Source organism: Micromonospora sp. WMMD975, from assembly GCF_029581215.1.
In the GTDB taxonomy this organism is placed as follows: domain Bacteria; phylum Actinomycetota; class Actinomycetes; order Mycobacteriales; family Micromonosporaceae; genus Micromonospora.
The window spans coordinates 6666981-6688960 of the sequence record NZ_CP120739.1 but is presented as its reverse complement, the minus strand read 5'-3'; the positions used below and the strand labels follow the sequence as shown (position 1 = coordinate 6688960).

Here is a 21980-nt window from a genome sequence, read left to right as displayed (position 1 = left end):
ACCGCACGTGTTAAAAAGGGGCCCCGCCTCTACCGGAGGCGTTAAGAAGGGGCCCCTCCTTACGTGCCGTCGGAGGAGTGGCCGGGGAAGAGGTGCGCGGAGGGATCGATGACCACCGCGGCGTTGTTGACCGCGGTCGCCGCCTCGCCGAAGCCGGTGGCGATCAGGCGGACCTTGCCCGGATATTCGGTGATGTCGCCGGCCGCGAACACCCGCGGCAGGTTGGTGGCCATGGCACTGTCCACCACGATGTGCCGCCGGTCCAGGGTGAGCCCCCACTCGGCGAGCGGGCCCAGGTCGGCGGTGAAGCCGAGCGCGGCCACCACCGTGTCCACCGGCAGCGACTCCACGTCGCCGCCGCGTACGGTCAGCTCGGCGCCGGTGACGCGCTCCTCCCCGTACAGCCGGCTCACCTCGGCGTTGACCACGACCCGCACCGGCAGCGCGCGGACCCGCTCGACGGTGGCGGCGTGCGCGCGGAAACGTTCCCGCCGGTGGACCAGGGTCACCGACCGGGCCAGCGGGGCGAGCGTGGCCGCCCAGTCGAAGGCCGAGTCGCCGCCGCCGACGATGAGCACGTGCCGGTCGGTCAGCTCGGTCGGCTGCGGCACGAAGTAGACGATCCCGGCGCCGGTGAAGCTCTCCGCGGCCGGCAGCGGCCGGGGCGTGAAGCTGCCCAGGCCGCCGGTCACCACCACCGCGCCGCAGCTCAGTTGCTCACCGCCGGCCAGCCCGAGCACCGGTCGCCCGTCGACGTACGACAGCTTCTCCGCGCGTACGCCGAGCAGGTATTCGGGGTGGAACGGCGCGGCCTGGGCGACCAGGTTCGCGACCAGTTCCCGGCCCTTGACGGCGGGGAAGCCGGCGACGTCGAGGATCAGCTTCTCCGGGTACATCGCGGTGACCTGACCACCCGGCTCGGGCAGCGCGTCGATCACGGCCACGGAGAGCCCGCGGAAGCCGGCGTAGTAGGCGGCGAAGAGCCCGGCCGGGCCGGCCCCGATCACGGCGACATCGACCTCGCGCATGGCGTACCGTCACTTTCCGCCCGGGGTGGATCAACGCGTGCTGATGCCGACGGTAGGCGGAGGGGTGGCCGTGGGCAAACACGTCCCGCCGATGGGCGAACGCGTCGTCAGGGCAGGGTGACCGGCGGTGACCCGAGCCGGTCCGGCGTGTCGATGTCGGAGCGGCGGCGGAACAGGATCGCCGCGACCACGCCGCCGAGCAGCCCGAACAGGTGGCCCTGCCAGGAGATCCGCTCGTCGGTGGGGAGGATGCCCAGCAACTGCCAGCCGTAGAGCAGCCCGACCAGCAGCACCACGGCGAAGTTCCACCAGCTCCGCTCCACCACGCCCCGGGTGAGCAGGAGGCCGAGATAGCCGAAGATCACCCCGCTCGCGCCGACCACCACCGAGGTCGGTGAGCCGGTGAACCAGACGCCCAGCCCGCTCACCAGGATGATCACCGCGGTGGACCAGAGGAACCGGCGGGTGCCGGCGGCCAGCACGAACGTGCCGAGCAGGATCAGCGGGATGCTGTTGCTGTAGAGGTGGTTCCAGCCGGCGTGCAGGAACGGCGAGAAGAAGACGCCGTCCAGGCCCTGGATCCGGTGCGGGATGATGCCGGCGGTGACGTCCAGGTTGAGGCGCAACCCGACGTCGAGCGCCTCGATGAGGAACAGCACCGGCACGACCGCGCACATGGCGACGAAGGCCCGGCCGAGCGCCGCGTAGAACGCGTCCGTGCCGAACCGGTTGGGGTCTCCGCCACGAGGGCTGTCAGGCCAGGTCACCCACCAACAGCTATCAGCAAATGAACCCGGCCGCCAGTTGAGCGGTAAGACGACGGCGGCGGGACACGCGAATCTCCGCATATCCCGCCGCCGGTCGGCCGGTCAACCGGTCAGTACCAACCCTCGCTCTGCGACTGCTGCCACGCGCCGCAGGGGGTGTCGTACTTGCCCTTGATGTAGTTCAGGCCCCACTTGATCTGGGTGGCCGGGTTGGTCTTCCAGTCGTCGGCCACCGAGCTCATCTTGCTGCCCGGCACGGCCTGCGGGATCCCGTACGCGCCGGAGCTGCTGTTGGACGCCTTCGGGTTCCAGCCGCTCTCCTTCTTCCAGAGCTTGTCCAGACAGGGGAACTGGTCGATGCCGAAGCCCTTGTCGAGCATGAGGGCGCAGCCGATCTCCCGGTTGCCGCTGTATTCCGAGCAGGAGGCGGGGATCTTCCCCTCGTACGGCTTGATCTTGGCGTCGGCCTCGGCCTTCGCCGCTTCCCGCTCCTTCTTGCGGTTCGCGGCGGCCTTCTCGGCCGCCTTGGCCCGCTCGGCGGCTTCCTTGGCCGCCGCCGCGGCGCGCAGCTTGGCCTGGTATTCCGCAGCCCGTTGCCGGGACGACTGCACGCGGTGGTGGGCCTGCTGCTCGCGCAGGTAGGTGTATTCGGCTCGGTCGACCTCGCGGCCGACCTGCGCGGTCAGGCCCTCCTGCTGGGTCTGACGATCTTCGCCCAGGTAGAAGCCGCCGGCAACGCCCACGGAGAGCAGTGCGACAGCGGCCGTACGGGCGCCGAACCGGCTCCACAGCCGACTCACGAAGTTTCCCTTCGTCGGAGGCAGGGACGCGGCACCACGCGTGGCCGGGGTTCGGCCGTGCCCGGGTGCCGCGAGCGCCCCGACCCGCCGGTCTCAGCCGACGCACCGGCCCTCGTGGCTCCCGCCACCGTGGCGGAGAATGCTCGACGAGTTTCAGGTGTGAATGGGACTCCAGGGACTGGAGTTGTCGGTGACGCTCGTTGGACACCATCGCGCACGGTGCGGCCGGTGGGAAACCGCAGAGCCCAAAAGTGATCTGCGCCACACCGAAAATGCGGACGAATGTGATCAGCCCGGGATGTCCTCCAGGAGATCGGTGACCATCGCGGCGATCGGAGAACGCTCCGATCGGCTGAGCGTGACGTGCGCGAAGAGGGGATGCCCCTTCAGCGCCTCGATCACCGCGGTGACGCCGTCGTGGCGGCCGACCCGGAGGTTGTCGCGCTGCGCCACGTCGTGGGTGAGCACCACCCGCGACCCCTGGCCGATCCGGGAGAGCACGGTGAGCAGCACGCCCCGCTCCAGCGACTGGGCCTCGTCGACGATGACGAACGCGTCGTGCAGGCTCCGGCCCCGGATGTGGGTGAGCGGCAGCACCTCCAGCAGCCCGCGCGAGGTGACCTCCTCCAGCACGTTCTCGTGCACCACCGCGCCGAGCGTGTCGAAGACGGCCTGGGCCCAGGGCGACATCTTCTCCGACTCCGAACCGGGCAGATAGCCGAGCTCCTGGCCGCCGACCGCATAGAGCGGGCGGAAGACGATCACCTTCTTGTGCCGGCGGCGTTCCATCACCGCCTCCAGGCCGGCGCAGAGGGCCAGCGCCGACTTGCCGGTGCCGGCCCGGCCGCCCATCGACACGATGCCGATCGACTCGTCCAGCAACAGGTCGAGCGCGATCCGTTGCTCCGCCGAACGCCCGTGCAGGCCGAACGCCTCCCGGTCGCCCCGGACCAGCCGCACGGTCTTGTCCGGCAGCACCCGGCCGAGCGCCGATCCGCGCGCCGAGTGCAGCACCAGCCCGGTGTGGCAGGGCAGGCCCGCGGCGGCATCCGCATCGAGCGTCTCGCCGGCGTAGAGCCGGGCGATCTCCTCCTCGGCCAGCTCCACCTCGGCCATCCCGGTCCAGGTCGGGTCGCTGGCCTGGCCGTGGCGGTACTCGTCGGCGCGCAGGCCCACCGAGGCCGCCTTCACCCGCAGCGGCATGTCCTTGCTGACCAGCGTCACCTCGCGCCCCTCGGCGGCGAGGTTGAGCGCCACGGAGAGGATCCGGGCATCGTTCGACTCGTTGCGGAAGCCGGGCGGCAGCACCCCGTCGTCGGTGTGGTTCAGCTCCACCCGCAGCGTGCCGCCCTGGTCGTTGGCGGGCACCGGCCGATCCAGCCGGCCGTGCCGCACGCGCAGCTCATCCAGCATGCGCAGCGACTGCCGGGCGAACCAGCCCAGCTCGGGGTGGTGCCGCTTGCCCTCCAACTCGGAGATGACCACAAGTGGCAGCACCACCTCGTGCTCGGCGAAGCGGTGGAACGCCGCCGGGTCGGAGAGCAGGACCGAGGTGTCCAGCACGAAGGCCGGGCCCGCTGGTCGAGGCTCCTCGGTGACGGCGGCAGCGGCGGCACGGCGGCTGCGGGTGGTCCGACGGGTCGTGGCGGGCGCGGCCGGGGTCTGGTCGGCACCGGCGGGGGTACGGCGAGTGGTCACAGGCCTGCTCCGCGGATGGGCACCCGGCCACCCGAGTTCCGCCTCTTCCGGTGCCCGGCGGACACGGGGTCGGATGCGGGCCCCGTGCGCGAGGTTCGCAGGTCCGGGCTGTCCGGCTGGCCCGGGAAAACCCCAAGCCATGCCTAGACGCTAATCGCCGTCGGCCCGCGCGGCTAGATGTCCGCGTGGATCATCGGTGAAGACGCCGGAACCAGCCGGGACGCGATGCCCCCTGGGCGCGTCCCGGCCGGCCCGGCCGGCCTCAACCCGACCGGTGGACCAGCGCCCGGGCCCGCGGCCCGGTGGCGGTCGCGCCGAACGAGGAGCCGGTGTACGTGGTGCCCGCGCGGGCCGCCGTTCCGCCGGGCGCGGTGACCCGTACCGCCGGGGCCACGGACCGGGCGGTGACGGCGGCGGGCGCGGCGGTGCCGGCGAACGGCGTGGCCGGACGCCCGACCGACGTCACCACGGCCGGGGTCGGACCGGACAGCGCCGACGCGATGACCGCCTGGGCCTCCCGACGCCTGCGGTTCCACGCGCCCCGGTCGCCGTCGAAGTAGCCCTGCCGGTAGCCGAACCGGTAGCCGATCCGATAGCTGAGCTGGCCGTGCAGCCGGCCGGCGGCGTAGCAGGTGGCGCCGAGCACCAGCACGAGGACGACGGCGAGGAAGGGGCTCACCGCTCGTCCGCCCCGGGCAGCGGGTCGACCACCAGGAGCCGTTCCAGGTCGGCAGTGCTGACCTCCTCGACCAGCTCGACGCTGATCCGGCACCCGTCGAGGATCACCTCGGCCACGGACGCCCGGCGGATCTCGCCGCCGGAGTCGTAGACCCGCACGCTCAGCTCGGGACAGCCGAGATGGGTACGCCAGGCGTCCCACTCCGCCCGGTCGCCGACGCTGAGTGAGAGATAGCGGCACCCCCGGGCGAGGTAGAGGCGCCACGGGGCGCTCAACCCGGCGGAGACTCCGTCCGCGATCAGCCCGAATGCCTGGGCTCGGGTCGCGACCTCGGTCACGAGACCCCCTCCGCAACCGCGGAGTGACGCACGTGAGCACTAACCGTCTCAAGCACGTGACACACCGTAAGTTGTCTCATGGGCGTGACAGTATCAGCTTTTCGGCCGTTTGCCGTCGTACTCGCGTCTATCTATTCTGCCCGGGTGACACCCCTGAAGCGCGGTTCTGGATCGTTTACCGAAGGGCCCGGATTGGCGTCACGTAGGCGTGACACCAGCGTGCCGAGTCACCCCGGCGTAACGGACTGGCCGTACCGTCACGGGGTGACCGAGACGGCCAACGCACGGAAGATCGCCTTCGCCACCTTCGTCCGCCGGGCGCTCGACGACGCCCGCGCCATGCGGGCCTGGAGCGGCACCGAGGTCTCCCGGCGCACCGGCGTCTCCCGACAGACCATCAACCGCTGGGTACGCGGAGACTGGGCCAGCGATCCCGAGGCCGAACGGGTGGTCGCGTTCTGCGAGGGGCTCGGCCTCGATCCGGCCGCCGCGTTCGCCGCGCTCGGCTGGGACCGGGCGACCGGCCCCCGCGCCACCCCCACCCCTCCTCCGATGGACCCGGACGTGGAGGCGCTGCTGCGCCGGCTGGTCGACCCGAGCGTCTCCGACGCGGAGAAGTTCCACATTCGAGAAACCATTCGCTACCTCGCATATCGCCCAACTCTCTCGGCAAATGTCCGAAATAGGGGTAAACAGGCCGGGTAGTTCCTCAGATGGCGAAAGAACGGAAGGTCGGGACCGATCAATTCGCCTCGGGGACGGATCGGACCCGATAGCGTCCACGTTTGTACTGCTAGGGGCTCGTCATCGGCGGGGGGACGGGACACAGCCGAACCCAGCCCTGCGGGACAGAAGGAGGGGTCTGTCCATGACCCTGAAATGGTTGGCAGTCGTGGTCGCCGTGGTGTCGGTGACATCGTGCGTGACCGGCAACGTGGTCGTCGGCGTGCTGAACGGCGGGCAGCTTCCGCTCGTCGTCAATCTGCTCGCGCTCACCACGGCCGGCACGGCGGTGATCCTCGCCGTCGTCGCCGAGTTGCACGAACGGCTCAACGACCGGGTCAGCGCGCTCACCGAGTTTCTGGTGGCGCGACTCAACGAGATCGAGGCGCACACCGGCGACCGGAACACCGGCTTCGTGGAGGGCTACTTGCTCAGCCACGGGCCGGAAGCGGCAGTCGTGCCGTTCGGGCGCCGGGGACGAGGAGCCGCCGAACGCTGACTCCCCGGTCGTCCCGAAGTCACATCTCGGCCACGAATACGCCGCCCGGCGCGGGGTACGCTGACGCGCGTGCCGCCGTTGAATCTGGGCAACCAGCCGCCGAAGACTCCGTTGGACGCCGACCACGCGTGGCGTGCCACCGCCGCCCGCGCCCGTGACGTGGTGCTCTTCTTCGACTTCGACGGCACACTGGCGCCGGTCGACGACGACCCCACCGCCGTCCGGCCCGCGCCGAAGGTGCTCGCCGCGCTGGAGGCGCTCGCCGCCCGCGTACGCCGGATCGCCATCGTCTCCGCCCGCCCGGTGGAGTTCCTCCGCGACCACTTCGGCGGCCTGACCGACGTCGACCTGTACGGGCTCTACGGCCTGGAGCACAGCCACTCCGGCGGCGAGACGGTCACCGAACCGGCCGCCCTGCCCTGGGTGCCGACCATGGCCGAGCTGGCCGAGCAGGCCGAGGCCGAGCTGCCGCCCGGCGTCCTGGTCGAGTTCAAGCGACTCTCCGTCGCGTTGCACTGGCGCACCGCCCCACAGCTCGGCGACCTGGTGCAGGAGTGGGGCCGGGCCCGGGCCGAACGGCTGGGCCTACGCTGCCAGGCCGGCCGCATGGTGCTGGAGTTGAAGCCCCCGGTCGACCGGGACAAGGGCATGGTCATCGGCGAGACGGTCCGGGACGCCGGCGGCGCGTGGTATTTCGGCGACGACGTCTCCGACATCAAGGCGTTCGCCGCGCTCCGCGCCCGCGCCGCCACCGACCCCGACTTCCTCGGCGTCTGCGTGGCCGTGGCGAACCCGGAGACCGGCCACGAGGTGGCCGACGCCGCCGACCTCACGCTCGACTCCCCGGCCGCCCTCGGCGACTTCCTCACCGCCGCCCTGCCCCACCTGCGCTGACCGGGCGGCGGCAGAGGTCAGACCCCGTAGCGGCGTTGCCGGGTGGCGTAGGAGCGCAGGGCGCGAAGGAAGTCGACCTTGCGGAAGTCGGGCCAGTTCAGCTCGCAGAAGTAGAACTCCGAGTGCGCGCTCTGCCAGAGCATGAAACCGGAGAGCCGCTGCTCGCCGCTGGTCCGGATGATCAGGTCGGGGTCGGGCAGCCCCTTGGTGTAGAGATGCTCCGAGATGTGGTCCACGTCGATCATGGTGGCCAGCTCCTCGATCGTGCCGCCCTGGGCCGCGTGCTCCAGCAGCAGCGAGCGGACCGCGTCGGCGATCTCGCGCCGGCCGCCGTACCCGACGGCGATGTTGACCTGCGCCCCGCCGTCGCGGTCCCGGGTGCGCTCCGCGGCGCCCTTCAACGCGGCGGCGTGCTGCGCCGGCAGCACGTCAAGCGCGCCCACCATGCGCAGCCGCCAGGGGTTGCCCTCCTCGGCCAACTCGGCGGTGAGATCCTCGATGATCTGGAGCAGCGGGTCCAGCTCGGCGGCCGGCCGAGACAGGTTGTCGGTGGAGAGCAGCCAGAGCGTCACGTGCCCGACGCCCGCCGCGTCGCACCAGCGAAGCAGTTCCTTGATCCGCTCGGCGCCCATCCGGTGGCCGTCGTTCGGGTCGACGAAGCCCATCTCCCGGGCCCACCTGCGGTTGCCGTCGCACATCACGCCGACGTGCGCCGGCACGGGTTTACCCGCGAGCTTCGCCGTCAGCCGGCGCTCGTACACGGAGTAGAGGAGGTTCCGCAGAGTCATCACCTTGCAGGGTAGCGACCCACGGGAAAGATCAGTGCCGCGGTGGCGCATCGCGGGACGGCGCGTCGCCTGTCCTCTCGGTCAACATGACCTCGACCCGGCCGCTTCAGCTCGGTGTCGACCCCGGTCACGTGGCCGGCGCGGACGCGGCACGGCGGCGGCGATCGCGCCCGGTCACGTGGCCGGACGCGGACGCGGCACGGCGGCGGCGATCGCGGCCAACGTGCGGGCGTCCAGCCGGCCGTCGCCGAGCCCCAACTCCACCACCGTCCGGTAGACCCGCTCGTCCCGGCCGGCCGCGCCGACCGCCGCGTCCACCACCCACCGCCGCCGGGCCAGCCACGCCGCCGCCGAACTGTGCCGCAGGTGGGTGCCGAGCCGGGCACGCAGCATGACCGCGTACCGGCGGGCCGCGTCGGCGGGCGCGACGGCCGCCGCCGTCCCGGCCAACGCGCCGGACCGCAGCGCGTAGAAGATGCCCTCGCCGGTGAACGGGTTGATCAACGACAGCGCGTCGCCGGCCAACAGCACCCGGCCCCGGCCCGGCGCCGGCCGGTGGGTCGAGAGCGGCAGGTGGTGCGCCCGCAGGTCGGTCACCGTGCCCGGATCGACGCCGGGCAGGAGCGCGGCCATCCGGTCCAGCAGGTGCGCGCGGGTCAGCGGCTCGCCGCGCAGCACCTCCCCGTACCCGACGTTCGCGCGCCCGTCGCCGATCGGAAAGGCCCAGGCGTACGCGGGCCAGCGCGCCGCCGACGTGACGATGAGCTGCTCGGGCTGCTCGGGCTGCTCAGGCTGCTCAGGCTGCTCGGGCGGTCTGGGCGGGCTGGACGAGCCGGACGGGCTGGACGAGCCGGGCGGGCTGGACGAGCCGGACCGGGTGAGCGGGCCGGGAGTGAGTGGGCCGGGCGGCGCGGGCGCGTACCCCCGGATGGCGAGGGCGAGATGCCGATCCGGGTTCACCTGGTGCCCGAGCGTCCGGCGCAGCACCGAACCGGCGCCATCCGCACCGACGACCGCCCGCGCGGCCAGCTCCCCATCCAGCACCACCCGGTCGGCGTGCACCTCCACCCGGCGGACGGCGTGCCGCCGCAGCTCCGCCCCGGCCTCGACCGCAGCCCGGACCAGGCGCGCGTCGAACACCCGCCGGGGCACCGTGTACGCGGGTCGGGGCAGCGCCCGGGCCACCGTGCCGCCGCCGGGGCCGACCAGGCGCAGCGCCGGCAGGGGCGCGTACCCGTCGACCACGCCGGTCACCCCCAGCTCGGCGAGGACGTCCAACGCGTGGGCGGCGATCCCGTCCCCGCACGCCTTGTCCCGGGGAAAGTCGTACCGGTCGAGCAGCAGGACGCGCTCCGCCCCGGCCCGGCGCGCGGCGATCGCGGCAGCGGCCCCGGCCGGCCCCGCCCCCACCACAACCACATCCCACACCCCACCACCACCCATCCCCACATCCTCCCCCGCTCCCCCCACCCACCCCGCTCCCCACGCCCACCCCGCTCCCCACGCCCACCTTGATGATCATGAAGTTGACGGCATCAGCAGAGATCAACACGGCGGTCAACTTCATGATCACCGGCCTGTTCTCCGTGAGGGCGGGCTTGGGGCGGCCGTGTTCGTCGATCTTGGACTTGCGGTGCCACAACATGTCGGTTTCGGGGTGATATCGGAGGTGCTGCAAGTCCAAGATCTGCGAAACTGACCGGGGCGCTGAAGGGCGATGCCCCTGGAAGGGCTGGCACTGAGGGGCTGATGGCGGCGGCGAACCACGCACGCGGTCTCCGGGCGTCATCTCGGCCCGGTCCGGCGTTCATGACGTTGGCGATAAAGGGGCTCCACTGTCGCCGCCGACGCGCAGAGCCCCCGACAGCCCACTCACAGACCACCACCCGGCAGCAACCACCCGGCCCCAGACTCAGACCCGGCCCGGCCCGGCCAGCGGGGTGATCAAGGAGTTTGCGTCCCGGGGCGGGAGCGGCGTGACGCAAACTCCTTGATCGACGAGGTGGGGGGTGGGGCGGGTGGGGGCGGGTCAGGGGGTGGAGCGGTGTAGGGAGTACAGGCAGAGGGCGGCGGCGGTCAGCAGCGGGGCGCCGTCGCGGACCAGGCCGTCGGAGCCGAGCAGCCACCAGCAGAGCGGGAGGTCGAGCGCGAGTACGCCGAGCGTCACCACCACGAGCGCGCGGCGGGCCCAGCCCTTCCCGCGCAGCAGGAACGCGGTGCAGAGGAGCACCGCGTAGCTGGCCGCGATGCCGGCGCCGATCCAGGCCAACACCACCGGCACGGCGACGAGCCGGCCGTCCAGCAGTGAACCGGTCGCGACCAGCGCCGGCACCAGCATCAGCGGGCTGTAGGTGAACGCCGCGACCCGGGCGGTGAGCAGCCAGCCGTTCGCCTGCGGGCGTTTCGGCGCCACCTCGCGCCAGGCGATCGTCCCGCCCTCGACGACCAGGCCCTTGCGGTGCCGGACCAGGTGCCCCCGGACCGCCTCGGAGCGGTAGAGCAGCACCACCACGGCGACGCAGAGCGCGGTGAGCGCGGCGAAACCCACCAGGCCGGGCAGCGCGGGCACGCCCGCCCGCGGCACGATCAGCCGGCCCACCGCGAAGACAGTGGTCACGGCCAGGATCAACCCGAACGGCCGGGCCGCCACCCGACCCCGGTTGACGTGCCCGATCAGGATCAGGAAGCCCAACGACCGGAGCATCGCCCAGCCGGTGCGTACCGCGAGACCGAACTCCTGCTCCGGGGCGTACCAGTAATTGAGCAGCTCGACCACGACGGTGGCCGCCGCCGTCACGGCGAGCAGCGTGGTCAGCGCCCGGACGGCGGACGGCCGCCGGACCTCGACAGGTTCGACGGCCGTCCTCATGGCATCCGATGTTGCCCGGCACGGGCAACCTACACACCTGCTACTTCTGCGGCTCCGCGTCCAGCCGCGCGCGCAGCGCGTCCAGCTCGGCCCAGAGCACGCCGGGGAGCTTGTCGCCGAACTTCTCGAACCACTCGGTGACCAGCGGCAACTCCCGGCGCCACTCCTCCGGGTCGACCTTCAGGGCGATCCGGACGTCCTCCGGGGTCATGTCGAGGCCGTCGACATCGAGCGCGTCCTGCGCCGGCACCATGCCGATCGGGGTCTCCACCGCCTCGCCCCGGCCCTCCAGCCGCTCGATGATCCACTTGAGCACGCGGGAGTTCTCGCCGAAGCCCGGCCAGAGGAAGCTGCCCTCGGCGTCCTTGCGGAACCAGTTGACGTAGTAGATCTTGGGCAGCTTGGCCTCGTCGCCGTCGGTGCCCTTGCCCATCTCGATCCAGTGCCGGAAGTAGTCACCGGCGTGGTAGCCGATGAACGGCAGCATGGCCATCGGGTCGCGACGCACCACACCGACCGCGCCGGAGGCGGCGGCCGTGGTCTCCGAGGAGAGCGTGGCGCCCATGTAGACCCCGTGCACCCAGTCCCGCGCCTCGGTGACAAGCGGAACGGTGTCGCGCCGCCGGCCGCCGAACAGGATCGCGTCGATCGGCACGCCGTTCGGGTCGTAGTAGTCCTCGGCCAGGATCGGGCACTGGGTGATCGGGGTGCAGAACCGGCTGTTCGCGTGCGAGGAGAGGTTCTCGCTCTCCGGCGTCCAGTCGTTGCCCTTCCAGTCGACCAGGTGCGCCGGCGGCTCGCCCATGCCCTCCCACCAGATGTCGCCGTCGTCGGTGAGGGCCACGTTCGTGAAGACCGAGTTGCCCCGGTCGAGCGTCCGCATGGCGTTGGCGTTCGTCTTCCAGTCGGTGCCGGGCGCGACGCCGAACAGGCCGTACTCCGGGTTGATCGCGTAGAGGCGGCCGTCCTGTCCGAAGCGCATCCAGGCGATGTCGTCGCCGATGGTCTCGACCTTCCAGCCCGGGATGGTCGGCTCCAGCATGGCGAGGTTGGTCTTGCCGCAGGCCGACGGGAAGGCGCCGGCGATGTGGTAGACCCTGCCCTCCGGCGAGGTGATCTTGAGGATCAGCATGTGCTCGGCCAGCCAGCCCTCGTCGCGCCCCATCACGCTGGCGATCCGCAGCGAGTAGCACTTCTTGCCGAGCAGCGAGTTGCCGCCGTAGCCCGAGCCGTAGGACCAGATCTCCCGGGTCTCCGGGAAGTGCGAGATGTACTTGGTCTCGTTGCACGGCCAGGCCACGTCCTGCTGGCCGGGGGCCAGCGGGGCGCCGATGGAGTGCAGCGCGTGCACGAAGTCGGCGTCGTCGCCCATCGCCGCCAGGACCGACGACCCCATCCGGGTCATGATCCGCATCGAGGCGACCACGTACGGACTGTCGGTGATCTCGACGCCGAACATGGGGCTCTCCGCCTCGACCGGGCCCATGCAGAACGGGATGACGTACATGGTGCGCCCGCGCATGCTGCCGCGGTACAACTCCGTCATCGTCCGCTTCATCTCGGCCGGCGCCATCCAGTTGTTCGTGGGGCCGGCGTCCGCCTCGTCGACGGAGCAGATGAACGTGCGCTCCTCGACCCGGGCGACGTCCGTCGGGTCCGTCCGCGCGTAGAACGAGTTGGGTTTCTTCTCGGGGTTCAGCCGGATCAGGGTACCGCTGGAGACGAGCTCGTCGGTGAGGCGACGCCACTCCTCGTCGGAACCGTCCACCCAGACCACCCGCTCCGGGGTGGTCAGTTCCGCGACCTCACGGACCCAGGCGAGCAGTTTCGGGTGGGACGTCGGGGCCTGATCGATACCCCGCACAACAGCCGGAGCAACCATGTCACATCTCCTTGTGGTCGACGCTGACCGATCTATGGGATGCACGAGTTCTGGCGGGCAAGAGCGCCGCCGTCGTGGAAACCTGGGATTGGACTCAGCGTAAACCGGGCTGCGTCCCCAGTCAGTGGGACTGGTTGTGAAGAACTGCACAAGGTACGCCCACGCTGCGGCTTCACGATCTGATACCCGCTTTCGCGCGCAGTTTCACGCAAATCCTGCGGTGAACCTTCCCGGCGCCGGAGCGGAACACGTTCTCCGCATTCGTACCGTCGGTTACGCTCAGCTCACGGACCGGCGGATCACGCGGGGGGATGCCGGGGCAGCGGCGGCCGGCGGAGGCGACGGCCGCGAGGTTCCCGCCGGGCGACTCGCCGTTGCGGTCGGTCTCGTTCAGGACCAACCGGTACTCTCTGCGAGTGGCCACGACGATGACCGGGGATCAACCGGGGGCTCCACCGACCCGCCGGGGTCCGATCGGAGCCCTGCTCCACCGTTTCGGTCACCTCATCCACGAGTTGAGCAAGTTCGCCACCGTCGGCGGCTTCGCGTTCCTCGTCGACTTCGCGCTCTTCAACTACCTGGCGAGCGGTCGCGGCATGCCCCCGTTGGCTGCCAAGACCATCTCCACCGTGATCGCCGCGACCGTCGCTTTCGTCGGCAACCGGTTCTGGACCTGGCGGCACCGACAGCGTTCCCATCCCGCCCGCGAGTACGCGCTGTTCTTCTTCTTCAACGCGGTGGGTCTCGGCATCGCGGTGGCCTGCCTGGCGATCAGTCACTACGGCCTGGGAGCGCTCTGGCCGGAGGTGTTCCAGACGCCGCTGGCCGACAACATCGCCAGCTTCATCGTCGGCACCGGCCTGGGCACGCTGTTCCGGTTCTGGTCGTACCGACGGTTCGTCTTCGTCGAGGCGGGAACTCTCCCCGTTCCGGCACCGAGCCACGATCGAGAGTCCGGGGCGTGACCCACCGCCCATCCCGACCCGCTGGGCCCAGCCGGCCCTGCCCACTGCCCTAAGGTGTTCCGCATGCCTGGAGTCCGTCTGCTGCCCGAGCGCTGGCAGAAGTTCATCCGCGAGGCGGCCAAATTCGGCATCGTCGGCGGCATCAACACCGTCATCAATTACGCGGTGTTCAATGCGCTGGCGCTCACGATTTTCCGGGACGGTCAGCTCAAGGCGACGGCGATCGCGACCGTCGTGGCGATGATCACGTCGTATCTGATGAATCGGCACTGGACGTACCGGGATCGGCCGAAATCCGCGCTGAGGCGCGAATACGCCCTTTTCTTCGTGTTCAACGGCGCCGGCCTGATCATCGAACTGGGCGTCCTGGCCCTGGCCAAGTACGGCCTCGGCGTGCACGGCCTGCTGGCGCTGAACGTGGCGAAGACGATCGGCGTCCTGCTGGCCACCCTGTTCCGCTTCTGGTCCTACCGGACGTTCGTGTTCCAGCCGGTGCCCAAGCACGCCGAGGAGACCTGGCACGCGGTGCCCCGGGACGAGTGGGACAACGTCGCCGAGATGGACCCGGTGGCCGAGCTGGCCGAGTCCGTCAGCGAGCTGGAGGAGGAAGAGCCGCCCCTGGGCACGGGCCGCCCGGCGGGCGACTACACCCCGCCGCAGGGCCGGACGGCACCGGCCGACGCCCTCGGCGGCGCGGTCGGCGCCAACCTGGACGCCGAACTCGCCGCCGAGCTCCGACCTCGCCGCGCCCGCCGCTGACGACCCTCGCCCCCGCTCCGGCGACCCGGCAGGGTCAGGACGGGTCGCGCAGCGACTTGCCCTCGGCCATGTCGGCCAGGATGTCGCGCATCTCGTCGTCGCCCAGGCTGTGCTTGTCGTGCTGGGCCTCGACCAGCTCGTAGAGCTTCGTCTGCACCCGGTCCACGTGCGGCACGTCGGCGAGCACCGACTGGCCCCGCTCGCCGGCCGACTCGATGGTCAACGTGCCGCACCCGAGCATCCGCTCCACGAAACGCTGGCTCATGGCGTGGTCGTTGATCCGGGTCAGCGGCAGGTCCCGCCGGTGCCGGGAGAACACCCCCTCCTGAAGGAGCACCCGCTCGTTCGTGAAGAGGTAGTGCGTGGTGCGCCAGACCAGGAACGGCCACAGGCCCAACCACAGGACCAGCACCACGCCGAGCCCGGCGATGGTGTAGAGCGCGATGGTGCCGCCGTCACCATCGGGCAGCAGGATCCAGGCGGCGACCAGCGCCACGACGGTGAGCGCCAGCACCAGGATCGGCCGGATGACGGCCTTCCAGTGCGGGTGCAGGTGCAACACGACGTGCTCGTCCTCGGTGAGCACGTCTTCGGGAAACGCCACTGCCAACCTCCTCGCAGAACCGGACGCGCTGACCGTAACTGGTCAGCGCACCCCGGCGGCATCGGCCGCGCGGGCGGCTACCCGGGGCGGGGGTGTTAAAAGGGGGCCCCGCCTCTACCGGAAGCGTTAAAAGGGGGCCCCGCCTTTCACCTCAGGTGGAGGACGTCGCCGGCGGCGAGACGGAGCGTCTCGCCGGCCGCGTCGACCTGGAGCTGGCCGTCGGGGTCCACGCCGGTGGCGGTGCCGTGCACCTCACGGCCGTCCGGCAGCAGCACCCGCACCTGACGGCCGATCGTGGCGCAGCCCGCCAGATACGCCTCGCGCAGCCCGCTGGCCACCGCGTCGCCCTCGGCGTCGCGCCAACGTTCGTACCAGTCGGCGAGCGCACGCAGCAACGCCCGCAGCAGCGGATCCCGGTCGGTGGCGGTGGCGCCGGCGAGTTGGAGCGAGGTGGCCGGCAGGCCGGTCGGGTTCTCCGGCAGCTCACCGGCGCGCAGGGTCACGTTCAGGCCGATGCCGACCACGATCGCGGGCGGCTGGGCGGCCCCGTCGCCGGGCACCGCCTCGGCCAGCACCCCGGCGCACTTCGCGCCGTCGACGAGCAGGTCGTTGGGCCACTTCAACCGGGCGTCCAACTCGGCCAGCAGCCGCACCGCCTCGACGAGCGCGACGCCGGCGAGCAGCGGCAGCCAGCCGTACCCGGTCGCGGGCACCGGCGACCAGCCCCGTTCGGCGACCGCCTCGCCCGGCCGGAGCAGGACGCTCGCGGCGATGCCGGCGCGCGGCGGCGACTGCCAGATCCGGCCGCGCCGACCCCGGCCGGCGGTCTGCCGTTCGGCGACCAGCACCAGGCCCTCCGGCTCGCCGGCCCGCGCCGCGGCCACCACGTCGGCGTTCGTCGAGCCGGTCTCCGCGACCAGTTCCAGCCGGCGCCAGGGCCCGTGCGGGGCGACGAGCGCGCGCCGCAACCGGGCCGCCGACAGCGGCGGGCGATCCAGATCGGTGTACGGCGAGCCGGGCATTCCGCCAGCCTACGGCCCCGGGTGAGGCGCACTGCACAGCATCACTCACCTGAACCATCGTTATATTCCACGGGTGACTACCGAGACCGGCACCAACATCCACACGACCGCCGGCAAGCTGGCGGACCTGGAGCGACGGGTCGACGAGGCGGTGCACGCCGGGTCGGCGCGCGCGGTCGAGAAGCAGCACGCTCGGGGCAAGAAGACGGCCCGGGAGCGGATCGAACTGCTCCTGGACGAGGGCTCCTTCGTCGAGCTGGACGAGTTCGCCCGCCACCGCTCCACCAACTTCGGCCTGGCGCGGACCCGCCCGTACGGCGACGGCGTGGTGACCGGTTACGGCACCGTGGACGGCCGGCAGGTCTGCGTCTTCGCACAGGACTTCACCGTCTTCGGCGGCTCCCTCGGCGAGGTGTTCGGCGAGAAGATCGTCAAGCTGATGGACCTGGCCATGAAGATCGGCTGCCCGGTGGTCGGCATCAACGACTCCGGCGGCGCGCGGATCCAGGAGGGCGTCGCGTCGCTCGGCCTCTACGGCGAGATCTTCTTCCGCAACGTGCGGGCCAGCGGCGTCATCCCGCAGATCTCCCTGATCATGGGCCCGTGCGCGGGTGGCGCGGTCTACTCGCCGGCGGTCACCGACTTCACCGTGATGGTCGACCAGACCTCGCACATGTTCATCACCGGCCCGGACGTGATCAAGACGGTCACCGGCGAGGACGTCGGCATGGAGGAGCTGGGTGGCGCCCGCACCCACAACTCCCGCAGCGGCAACGCGCACTACCTCGGCACGGACGAGGAGGACGCGGTCGACTACGTCAAGGCGCTGCTGTCGTACCTGCCGTCGAACAACCTGGACGAGCCGGTGGTGTTCGACGCCCCGGCGGACCTGGCGGTCACCGACGACGACCGGGAGTTGGACACGCTGATCCCGGACTCGGCGAACCAGCCGTACGACATGCACCGGGTGATCGAGCACGTGCTCGACGACGGCGAGTTCCTCGAGGTCCAGCCGTTGTACGCGCAGAACATGGTGGTCGGCTTCGGCCGGGTCGAGGGACGCCCGGTGGGTGTGGTGGCCAACCAGCCGATGCAGTTCGCCGGCACGCTCGACATCGCCGCGTCGGAGAAGGCGGCCCGGTTCGTCCGCACCTGCGACGCGTTCAACGTGCCGGTGCTGACGTTCGTGGACGTACCAGGCTTCCTGCCCGGCACCGGGCAGGAGTGGGACGGCATCATCCGCCGCGGCGCCAAGCTCATCTACGCGTACGCCGAGGCCACCGTCCCGAAGGTCACCGTGATCACCCGCAAGGCGTACGGCGGCGCGTACGACGTGATGGGTTCCAAGCACCTCGGCGCGGACCTGAACTTCGCCTGGCCGACCGCGCAGATCGCGGTGATGGGCGCGCAGGGCGCGGTGAACATCCTCTACCGCTCGGAGTTGGCGAACGCGGACGACCCGGCGGCGGTGCGGGCCGAGAAGATCGCCGAGTACGAGGACACGCTCGCCAACCCGTACATCGCGGCGGAGCGCGGCTACGTCGACGCGGTGATCCCGCCGCACGAGACGCGCACCCAGATCGTCCGGGCGTTGCGGGTGCTGCGCACCAAGCGCGAGACGCTGCCCCCGAAGAAGCACGGAAACATCCCCCTGTAGGTGTAAGGAGGGGCCCCCGCTTAACGCATCCGGTAGAGGCGGGGGCCCTTCTTAACACGGCCGGGCTCAGCAGCCGGGGTTGGCGGCGACACACATCCGCTCGGCCGCCACCCGGGCCAGGTCCCGCAACTGCGACTCGCTGCCGTCCGACCCGTACCGCAGCACGCTCACCAGATCGCCGACCCGGACCACCGCCTGGGCCGTGACGGACGTACGGTCATCGAGCGGCGCGCCGGTGTCCAGGTTGCGCGCCTGGCCGACCGTGTGGCGCACCAGCACCGACTCGTCGCCGGCGAAGTCGCGGTCGACCTCCTGCCAGGAGTGGACGACCTCCGCGGTGATCGTCGTGCCCCGCCACGCCGTGGGTCCGCTCGACCGCCACTGCCGGCACGGCCCGAGCAGCGCGGGCAGCCCGTCGAAGAGGTGGTCGGCCCGGTCCGGCGGCACCCGGTAGAGGTCCTGCATGGCGAGCACCTGACCCTCCCGCTTGTCGACCCCGCCCGGGCGTTCCCGGACGATGGCCACCGACCGCGAGTATCGGGACTGTTCCCACCGCGTCACCAGTCCCTGGTCCTTCCGGCAGACCTCGAGCATCTGGTCCAGGCGGATCTCCTCGTCCAGACCTGCCTCGTTCCACGGCCTCGCGATGGCCGGCCGCAGGTCCACCGGTTGCAGCAACGCCTCGGCGGGCACCTCGGCGGCGATCCAGACAGGTGCCGACGGACTGGCCGCGGCCGGCGCCGACGCCGGTGCGGTGGCGCCTCGGCTCGCCACGAACGCGGCCCCGGAGGTGAGCGCCAGCACCGCCACGGCCGCCGCGACCGCCGTACGCCGGCTGCGCCGCCGCGCGCGGGCCCGCAGCTCGGCCGGTTCCGCCCAGCGGACGGTGTGCAGGTCCCGTTGGACCGCCTCGATGAACGTCAGGTCGTCGTCACGCATCGGCGGGCTCCTCCAGATCCACGACCGCGAGCAGTTCCGCGAGCGCGGTGCGCCCCCGGGACAGCCGCGCCTTGACCGTGCCGACCGGCGCCTCGGTCTCCCGGGCCACCTCGGCGACCGGCATGCCGAGCAGGTAGTAGAGCGCGATGGCGGTGCGTTGCTCCTCGGGCAGCCGTCGTAACGCCGCCACCACCTCGACCGTGTCCGTGTTCGGGGCGGGGACGCTCTCCTGGGCCCCGTGCCGCAGGTAGGCCCGGGCCCGGCTGCGCAGGCTGCGCCACCGGCTCACCGCGATCCGGCTGGCCACCACCCGCAACCAGGCCTCCGGGTCGTCGTACCCGCGCACCGTCGGCCACCGCTGCCAGGCCCGGATGTACGCCTCCTGCACGGCGTCCTGCGCCTCGGCGAGGTTGCCGGTGAGCACGTAGACGAAGCCGAGCAGCCGTTGTCGGCTGCCGCGGTAGAACTCGTCGAACCCGTCGACGTCCGACACGCTGTTACCTCCCCCGGGGCGGTCGCAGGGGAGACGCCTGGCGTACCGGATGCGGTTGCGCGGTCAGCCGACCATTTTCTCCAGCTCGCCCGGCGGGAAGCCGCCGGCCGGGATCCGCTCCCGGACCGCCCGGCGCACCGCGACCTGCACCGCCGCGTTGACCGGGGTGGGCACCCCGTGCAGGCGGCCGAGCAGCACGATCTCGCCGTTGAGGTGGTCGGCCTCGGCGGAGCCGGCGCCCCGGGCCAGACTCTGCCAGGTGGAACCGCCGGACCGCGACTCGCCGTCGACCGGCCGGTGCGACACCAGGTCGCCGCGTTCGGCGGCCTCCTCCTCCCGGGCGGTGTGCGGGATGCCGGCGGCGGCCAGCGCCGCCTCGCCCTCGGCGCGTACCCGCTGCGACAGGTGCTCGGGCACGTGCGGACCGAGCAGCGCCTGGAGGCCGTTGCCGAGGTTGGCCAGGAGTTTTCCGTACTTCCAGCGCATCACGTCGTCGCGGACCGGGGCGACGAAACCGGCGGCGGTCAGGTCGGCGGCGACCGCCCGGCTGGTGTCGTCCGCGCCGGTCGGGTAGCGCCCGAGGTGCAGCATGCCCGGATGCGGGTGCCCGTTGGCGACCACCACACCCGGCTCCAGGTGGGTGGCGGGCAGCCACACGCAGACCGGGTGCACGCGGGCGAAGAGGCGCAGCGCGGCCGTCTCGTTCGCCACGCCGTTCTGGGCGAGCACGAGCGGCAGCCGCTCCCCCGCCGTCCCGCCGCCCTCGACCGGGGCGTCCACCCAGGTCGCCAGCGCGGCGACGGTGTCCTGCGACTTGACCGTGAGGACCAGCACGGTGTCCGCCGGCAGCGGCGGACCGTCCGGGCCGGCCACCGCCGGCGGTCGGGCGGTCACCGTGCCGTCGGGCCGCCGCAGCGTCAACCCCCGCTCACGCAGCGCGTCCAGGTGCGCGCCGCGGGCCACGAGCGTCACGTCCCGGCCGGCCTCGGCCAGGAGTACGCCGATGGTGCCGCCGACCGCGCCCGCTCCGATGATCACGTATCGCACCCGTCCGATTCTGCCTCCCCCGGGCGCGTGCCGCTCGGGACCGTGGGGTGTCGCGCGGCCGGGAGTGCGGCGTCGGCGTGGAATGGGTCAGCCGGTGAGGCCGGAGTCGGCGAGGAGCGGGCCGGTCAGCAGCAGCGCGCCGGCGAGCAACGCGCCGACGCTGGTCAGCAGGAACAGCCCCACCCAGAACAGCGGCGGGAACGGCGTGAGCCGGGCGAGCTGGTCGGCGTCCGACTCCGGCATCCGGCCCCGGCTGCGCTGGCGGCGCAGCTCGAACACCGGCCGTACGCCGCCGAACAGCAGGAACCAGATCGAGGTCCAGGCGAACACGGCCTGCACCTGGGGCGAGGTGTACCAGGACACGGCGAGCACGACGCCGCCCGTGACGAGCACCGACAGCGCGCCGAAGAGGTTGCGGATCAGCAGCAGCATGGCCAGCAGCAGCGCCACCGCCAGCCAGAGCAGCAGGGTGATCCGGTTGCCGGCCAGCAGCCACGCGCCGCCGAGGCCGAGCAGCGACGGGGCGACGTACCCGGCGACAAGCGTGAGGATCATGCCCGGCCCGGTGGGTCGGCCGGCGGAGAGGGTCAGCCCGGAGGTGTCCGAGTGCAACCGGATGCCGTGCAGCCGGCGGCCGGTGAGCAGCGCCAGAAGCGCGTGGCCGCCCTCGTGCGCGATGGTCACCGCGTTGCGGGCGATCCGCCAGGGCACCCGGGCGGCGACCACGGCGAGCGCGACCACGGCGGTGAGCACCACGAGCAGCGGCGGTGGGTCCGGCTGGGCGCTCAGCAGCGTGTCCCGGAGCGTGGTGAGGCCGTCGATCAGGGGCATGGGCGGGGAGCCTACCGGGCCGAGCCGTGTCGTTCGACCGGCCGAGCCACTCGGAACGTCACACTGGGCGGACCGGACGCCGGAACGGAGGTGAGGTCGGGTGAGCGCAACGCTCGGTTCGCCGGTGACCCCGTTGACCGAAGCCGACTACCTGGCGACGGGCGAGAGCCGATGCCGCATCGAGCTGTTCGACGGCGGTCTGGTTGTCAGCGCCGCTCCGAGCCGGCGGCATCAGCGGTTGGCGCGACGGCTGGCGAACGCTGTCGAACTGGCAGCCGAACCGGCCGGCTTGTTCGTCTACGAGGCCGTCAACGTGCGGCTCGACGCCAACCGGATCATGATTCCGGACCTGGTCGTCACGGACGCCGACGACGAGGGCACCGTGCTCGAAGCGGATCGCGTCGCCCTCGTCGGGGAGGTTGTGCGGCCCGGCAACGCCGCGGTCGACCGGGTGCTGAAGATGCAGCTCTACGCGGTGGCCCGAATTCCGTGGTATCTGCTGGTCGAGCAGGACTGGGACAGCCAATTGCTGCGGCTGCACCGGCTCGACGGGGGGCACTACGTCGAGGACGGGGTGGCGAAGGCCGGCGAGACGCTGAGCGTGACCGAGCCGTTTCGGTGGGCCATGGACCCGGGAGACCTCCGGTGAACGGATGAAAATTTTCTTGCGCCCTATTGCGATCTAGGGCACTAACCTC

23 protein-coding genes are annotated in these 21980 nt (G+C 71.7%); 7 read left to right on the top strand and 16 right to left on the bottom strand.

Annotated features, from left to right (window positions below; all coding sequences use genetic code 11):
• Positions 1-59: 59 nt before the first annotated feature.
• From O7613_RS30235 to O7613_RS30210, 6 genes are all read right to left on the bottom strand, one after another.
• Positions 60-1028, bottom strand: a complete 969-nt coding sequence (locus O7613_RS30235) for an NAD(P)/FAD-dependent oxidoreductase (RefSeq protein WP_282291219.1) — start codon at positions 1026-1028, stop codon at positions 60-62.
• Positions 1029-1135: 107 nt separating this feature from the next.
• Entirely contained in the window at positions 1136-1795 is a 660-nt protein-coding gene (locus O7613_RS30230) for a rhomboid family intramembrane serine protease (protein WP_281584947.1), read from the bottom strand.
• Between the two features lie 110 nt (positions 1796-1905).
• Positions 1906-2595, bottom strand: coding sequence for a transglycosylase SLT domain-containing protein (locus tag O7613_RS30225; protein ID WP_281584948.1), 690 nt, complete (start codon positions 2593-2595; stop codon positions 1906-1908).
• Between the two features lie 288 nt (positions 2596-2883).
• A complete protein-coding gene (locus O7613_RS30220) occupies positions 2884-4293 on the bottom strand; it encodes a PhoH family protein (protein WP_281584949.1) in 1410 nt (469 codons plus the stop codon).
• Positions 4294-4555: 262 nt separating this feature from the next.
• The gene (locus tag O7613_RS30215; RefSeq protein ID WP_282291218.1) at positions 4556-4972 is read right to left on the bottom strand and encodes a hypothetical protein; all 417 of its coding nucleotides are present in this window, start codon (positions 4970-4972) and stop codon (positions 4556-4558) included.
• On the bottom strand, positions 4969-5310 hold the full coding sequence (locus O7613_RS30210; protein ID WP_281584951.1) for a hypothetical protein: 342 nt from the start codon (positions 5308-5310) through the stop codon (positions 4969-4971). The genes O7613_RS30215 and O7613_RS30210 overlap by 4 nt, the downstream gene beginning before the upstream one ends.
• A 264-nt stretch (positions 5311-5574) precedes the next feature.
• Here O7613_RS30210 and O7613_RS30205 point away from each other — a divergent pair, with 264 nt between their 5' ends.
• The 3 genes from O7613_RS30205 to otsB all read left to right on the top strand — a co-directional run bounded on the left by O7613_RS30205 (position 5575) and on the right by otsB (position 7426).
• Positions 5575-6015, top strand: coding sequence for a helix-turn-helix transcriptional regulator (locus O7613_RS30205; protein ID WP_281584952.1), 441 nt, complete (start codon positions 5575-5577; stop codon positions 6013-6015).
• Between the two features lie 163 nt (positions 6016-6178).
• Positions 6179-6532, top strand: a complete 354-nt coding sequence (locus tag O7613_RS30200; protein WP_281584953.1) for a hypothetical protein — start codon at positions 6179-6181, stop codon at positions 6530-6532.
• 69 nt (positions 6533-6601) lie between these two features.
• Complete coding sequence (otsB, locus tag O7613_RS30195) at positions 6602-7426, top strand: trehalose-phosphatase (protein ID WP_281584954.1); 825 nt, start codon at positions 6602-6604, stop codon at positions 7424-7426.
• Positions 7427-7443: 17 nt separating this feature from the next.
• Here the strand turns inward: otsB and O7613_RS30190 are convergent, their stop codons facing one another.
• From O7613_RS30190 to O7613_RS30175, 4 genes are all read right to left on the bottom strand, one after another.
• Positions 7444-8214 (bottom strand): isoprenyl transferase, encoded by a 771-nt coding sequence (locus O7613_RS30190; protein ID WP_282291217.1) that lies wholly within the window; start codon positions 8212-8214, stop codon positions 7444-7446.
• 174 nt (positions 8215-8388) lie between these two features.
• Positions 8389-9642: an FAD-dependent monooxygenase gene (locus O7613_RS30185; protein ID WP_282291216.1), complete on the bottom strand. Its 1254-nt coding sequence runs from the start codon at positions 9640-9642 to the stop codon at positions 8389-8391.
• A 601-nt stretch (positions 9643-10243) separates the two neighbouring features.
• Complete coding sequence (locus O7613_RS30180; protein WP_281584957.1) at positions 10244-11083, bottom strand: hypothetical protein; 840 nt, start codon at positions 11081-11083, stop codon at positions 10244-10246.
• Positions 11084-11123: 40 nt separating this feature from the next.
• Entirely contained in the window at positions 11124-12965 is a 1842-nt protein-coding gene (locus tag O7613_RS30175) for a phosphoenolpyruvate carboxykinase (GTP) (protein WP_281584958.1), read from the bottom strand.
• A gap of 428 nt (positions 12966-13393) precedes the next feature.
• On the opposite strand from O7613_RS30175, the gene O7613_RS30170 reads away from it, so the two are divergent.
• Positions 13394-13930, top strand: coding sequence for a GtrA family protein (locus O7613_RS30170; protein WP_348651342.1), 537 nt, complete (start codon positions 13394-13396; stop codon positions 13928-13930).
• Positions 13931-13993: 63 nt separating this feature from the next.
• A complete protein-coding gene (locus O7613_RS30165; RefSeq protein WP_282291215.1) occupies positions 13994-14689 on the top strand; it encodes a GtrA family protein in 696 nt (231 codons plus the stop codon).
• Positions 14690-14723: 34 nt separating this feature from the next.
• Here O7613_RS30165 and O7613_RS30160 read toward each other — a convergent pair whose 3' ends face one another.
• Together O7613_RS30160 and O7613_RS30155 are read right to left on the bottom strand one after the other, a co-directional pair.
• Positions 14724-15293: a PH domain-containing protein gene (locus O7613_RS30160; protein WP_281584961.1), complete on the bottom strand. Its 570-nt coding sequence runs from the start codon at positions 15291-15293 to the stop codon at positions 14724-14726.
• Between the two features lie 146 nt (positions 15294-15439).
• Positions 15440-16315 (bottom strand): biotin--[acetyl-CoA-carboxylase] ligase, encoded by an 876-nt coding sequence (locus O7613_RS30155; RefSeq protein ID WP_282291214.1) that lies wholly within the window; start codon positions 16313-16315, stop codon positions 15440-15442.
• Between the two features lie 73 nt (positions 16316-16388).
• On the opposite strand from O7613_RS30155, the gene O7613_RS30150 reads away from it, so the two are divergent.
• Positions 16389-17972: an acyl-CoA carboxylase subunit beta gene (locus tag O7613_RS30150; RefSeq protein WP_281584963.1), complete on the top strand. Its 1584-nt coding sequence runs from the start codon at positions 16389-16391 to the stop codon at positions 17970-17972.
• A 66-nt stretch (positions 17973-18038) separates the two neighbouring features.
• Here O7613_RS30150 and O7613_RS30145 read toward each other — a convergent pair whose 3' ends face one another.
• The 4 genes from O7613_RS30145 to O7613_RS30130 all read right to left on the bottom strand — a co-directional run bounded on the left by O7613_RS30145 (position 18039) and on the right by O7613_RS30130 (position 21282).
• Positions 18039-18911, bottom strand: coding sequence for a hypothetical protein (locus tag O7613_RS30145; protein ID WP_282291213.1), 873 nt, complete (start codon positions 18909-18911; stop codon positions 18039-18041).
• The gene (locus O7613_RS30140) at positions 18904-19404 is read right to left on the bottom strand and encodes a SigE family RNA polymerase sigma factor (protein WP_281584965.1); all 501 of its coding nucleotides are present in this window, start codon (positions 19402-19404) and stop codon (positions 18904-18906) included. Before O7613_RS30140 ends, O7613_RS30145 begins: the two co-directional genes overlap by 8 nt.
• A 63-nt stretch (positions 19405-19467) precedes the next feature.
• A complete protein-coding gene (locus O7613_RS30135; RefSeq protein ID WP_282291212.1) occupies positions 19468-20451 on the bottom strand; it encodes a 2-dehydropantoate 2-reductase N-terminal domain-containing protein in 984 nt (327 codons plus the stop codon).
• A gap of 87 nt (positions 20452-20538) precedes the next feature.
• The gene (locus O7613_RS30130; protein ID WP_282291211.1) at positions 20539-21282 is read right to left on the bottom strand and encodes a M50 family metallopeptidase; all 744 of its coding nucleotides are present in this window, start codon (positions 21280-21282) and stop codon (positions 20539-20541) included.
• 100 nt (positions 21283-21382) lie between these two features.
• Here O7613_RS30130 and O7613_RS30125 point away from each other — a divergent pair, with 100 nt between their 5' ends.
• Complete coding sequence (locus O7613_RS30125; RefSeq protein WP_282291210.1) at positions 21383-21931, top strand: Uma2 family endonuclease; 549 nt, start codon at positions 21383-21385, stop codon at positions 21929-21931.
• Positions 21932-21980 lie beyond the last annotated feature (49 nt).

Bases quoted from the DNA above. Each gene is read 5' to 3' on its own strand.
- O7613_RS30235 (WP_282291219.1), bottom strand. From the start codon at position 1,028: ATGCGCGAGGTCGATGTCGCCGTGATCGGGGCCGGCCCGGCCGGGCTC.
- O7613_RS30200 (WP_281584953.1), top strand. From the start codon at position 6,179: ATGACCCTGAAATGGTTGGCAGTCGTGGTCGCCGTGGTGTCGGTGACA.
- O7613_RS30190 (WP_282291217.1), bottom strand. From the start codon at position 8,214: ATGACTCTGCGGAACCTCCTCTACTCCGTGTACGAGCGCCGGCTGACG.
- O7613_RS30180 (WP_281584957.1), bottom strand. From the start codon at position 11,083: ATGAGGACGGCCGTCGAACCTGTCGAGGTCCGGCGGCCGTCCGCCGTC.
- O7613_RS30175 (WP_281584958.1), bottom strand. From the start codon at position 12,965: ATGGTTGCTCCGGCTGTTGTGCGGGGTATCGATCAGGCCCCGACGTCC.
- O7613_RS30170 (WP_348651342.1), top strand. From the start codon at position 13,394: ATGACCGGGGATCAACCGGGGGCTCCACCGACCCGCCGGGGTCCGATC.
- O7613_RS30165 (WP_282291215.1), top strand. From the start codon at position 13,994: ATGCCTGGAGTCCGTCTGCTGCCCGAGCGCTGGCAGAAGTTCATCCGC.
- O7613_RS30155 (WP_282291214.1), bottom strand. From the start codon at position 16,315: ATGCCCGGCTCGCCGTACACCGATCTGGATCGCCCGCCGCTGTCGGCG.
- O7613_RS30145 (WP_282291213.1), bottom strand. From the start codon at position 18,911: ATGCGTGACGACGACCTGACGTTCATCGAGGCGGTCCAACGGGACCTG.
- O7613_RS30130 (WP_282291211.1), bottom strand. From the start codon at position 21,282: ATGCCCCTGATCGACGGCCTCACCACGCTCCGGGACACGCTGCTGAGC.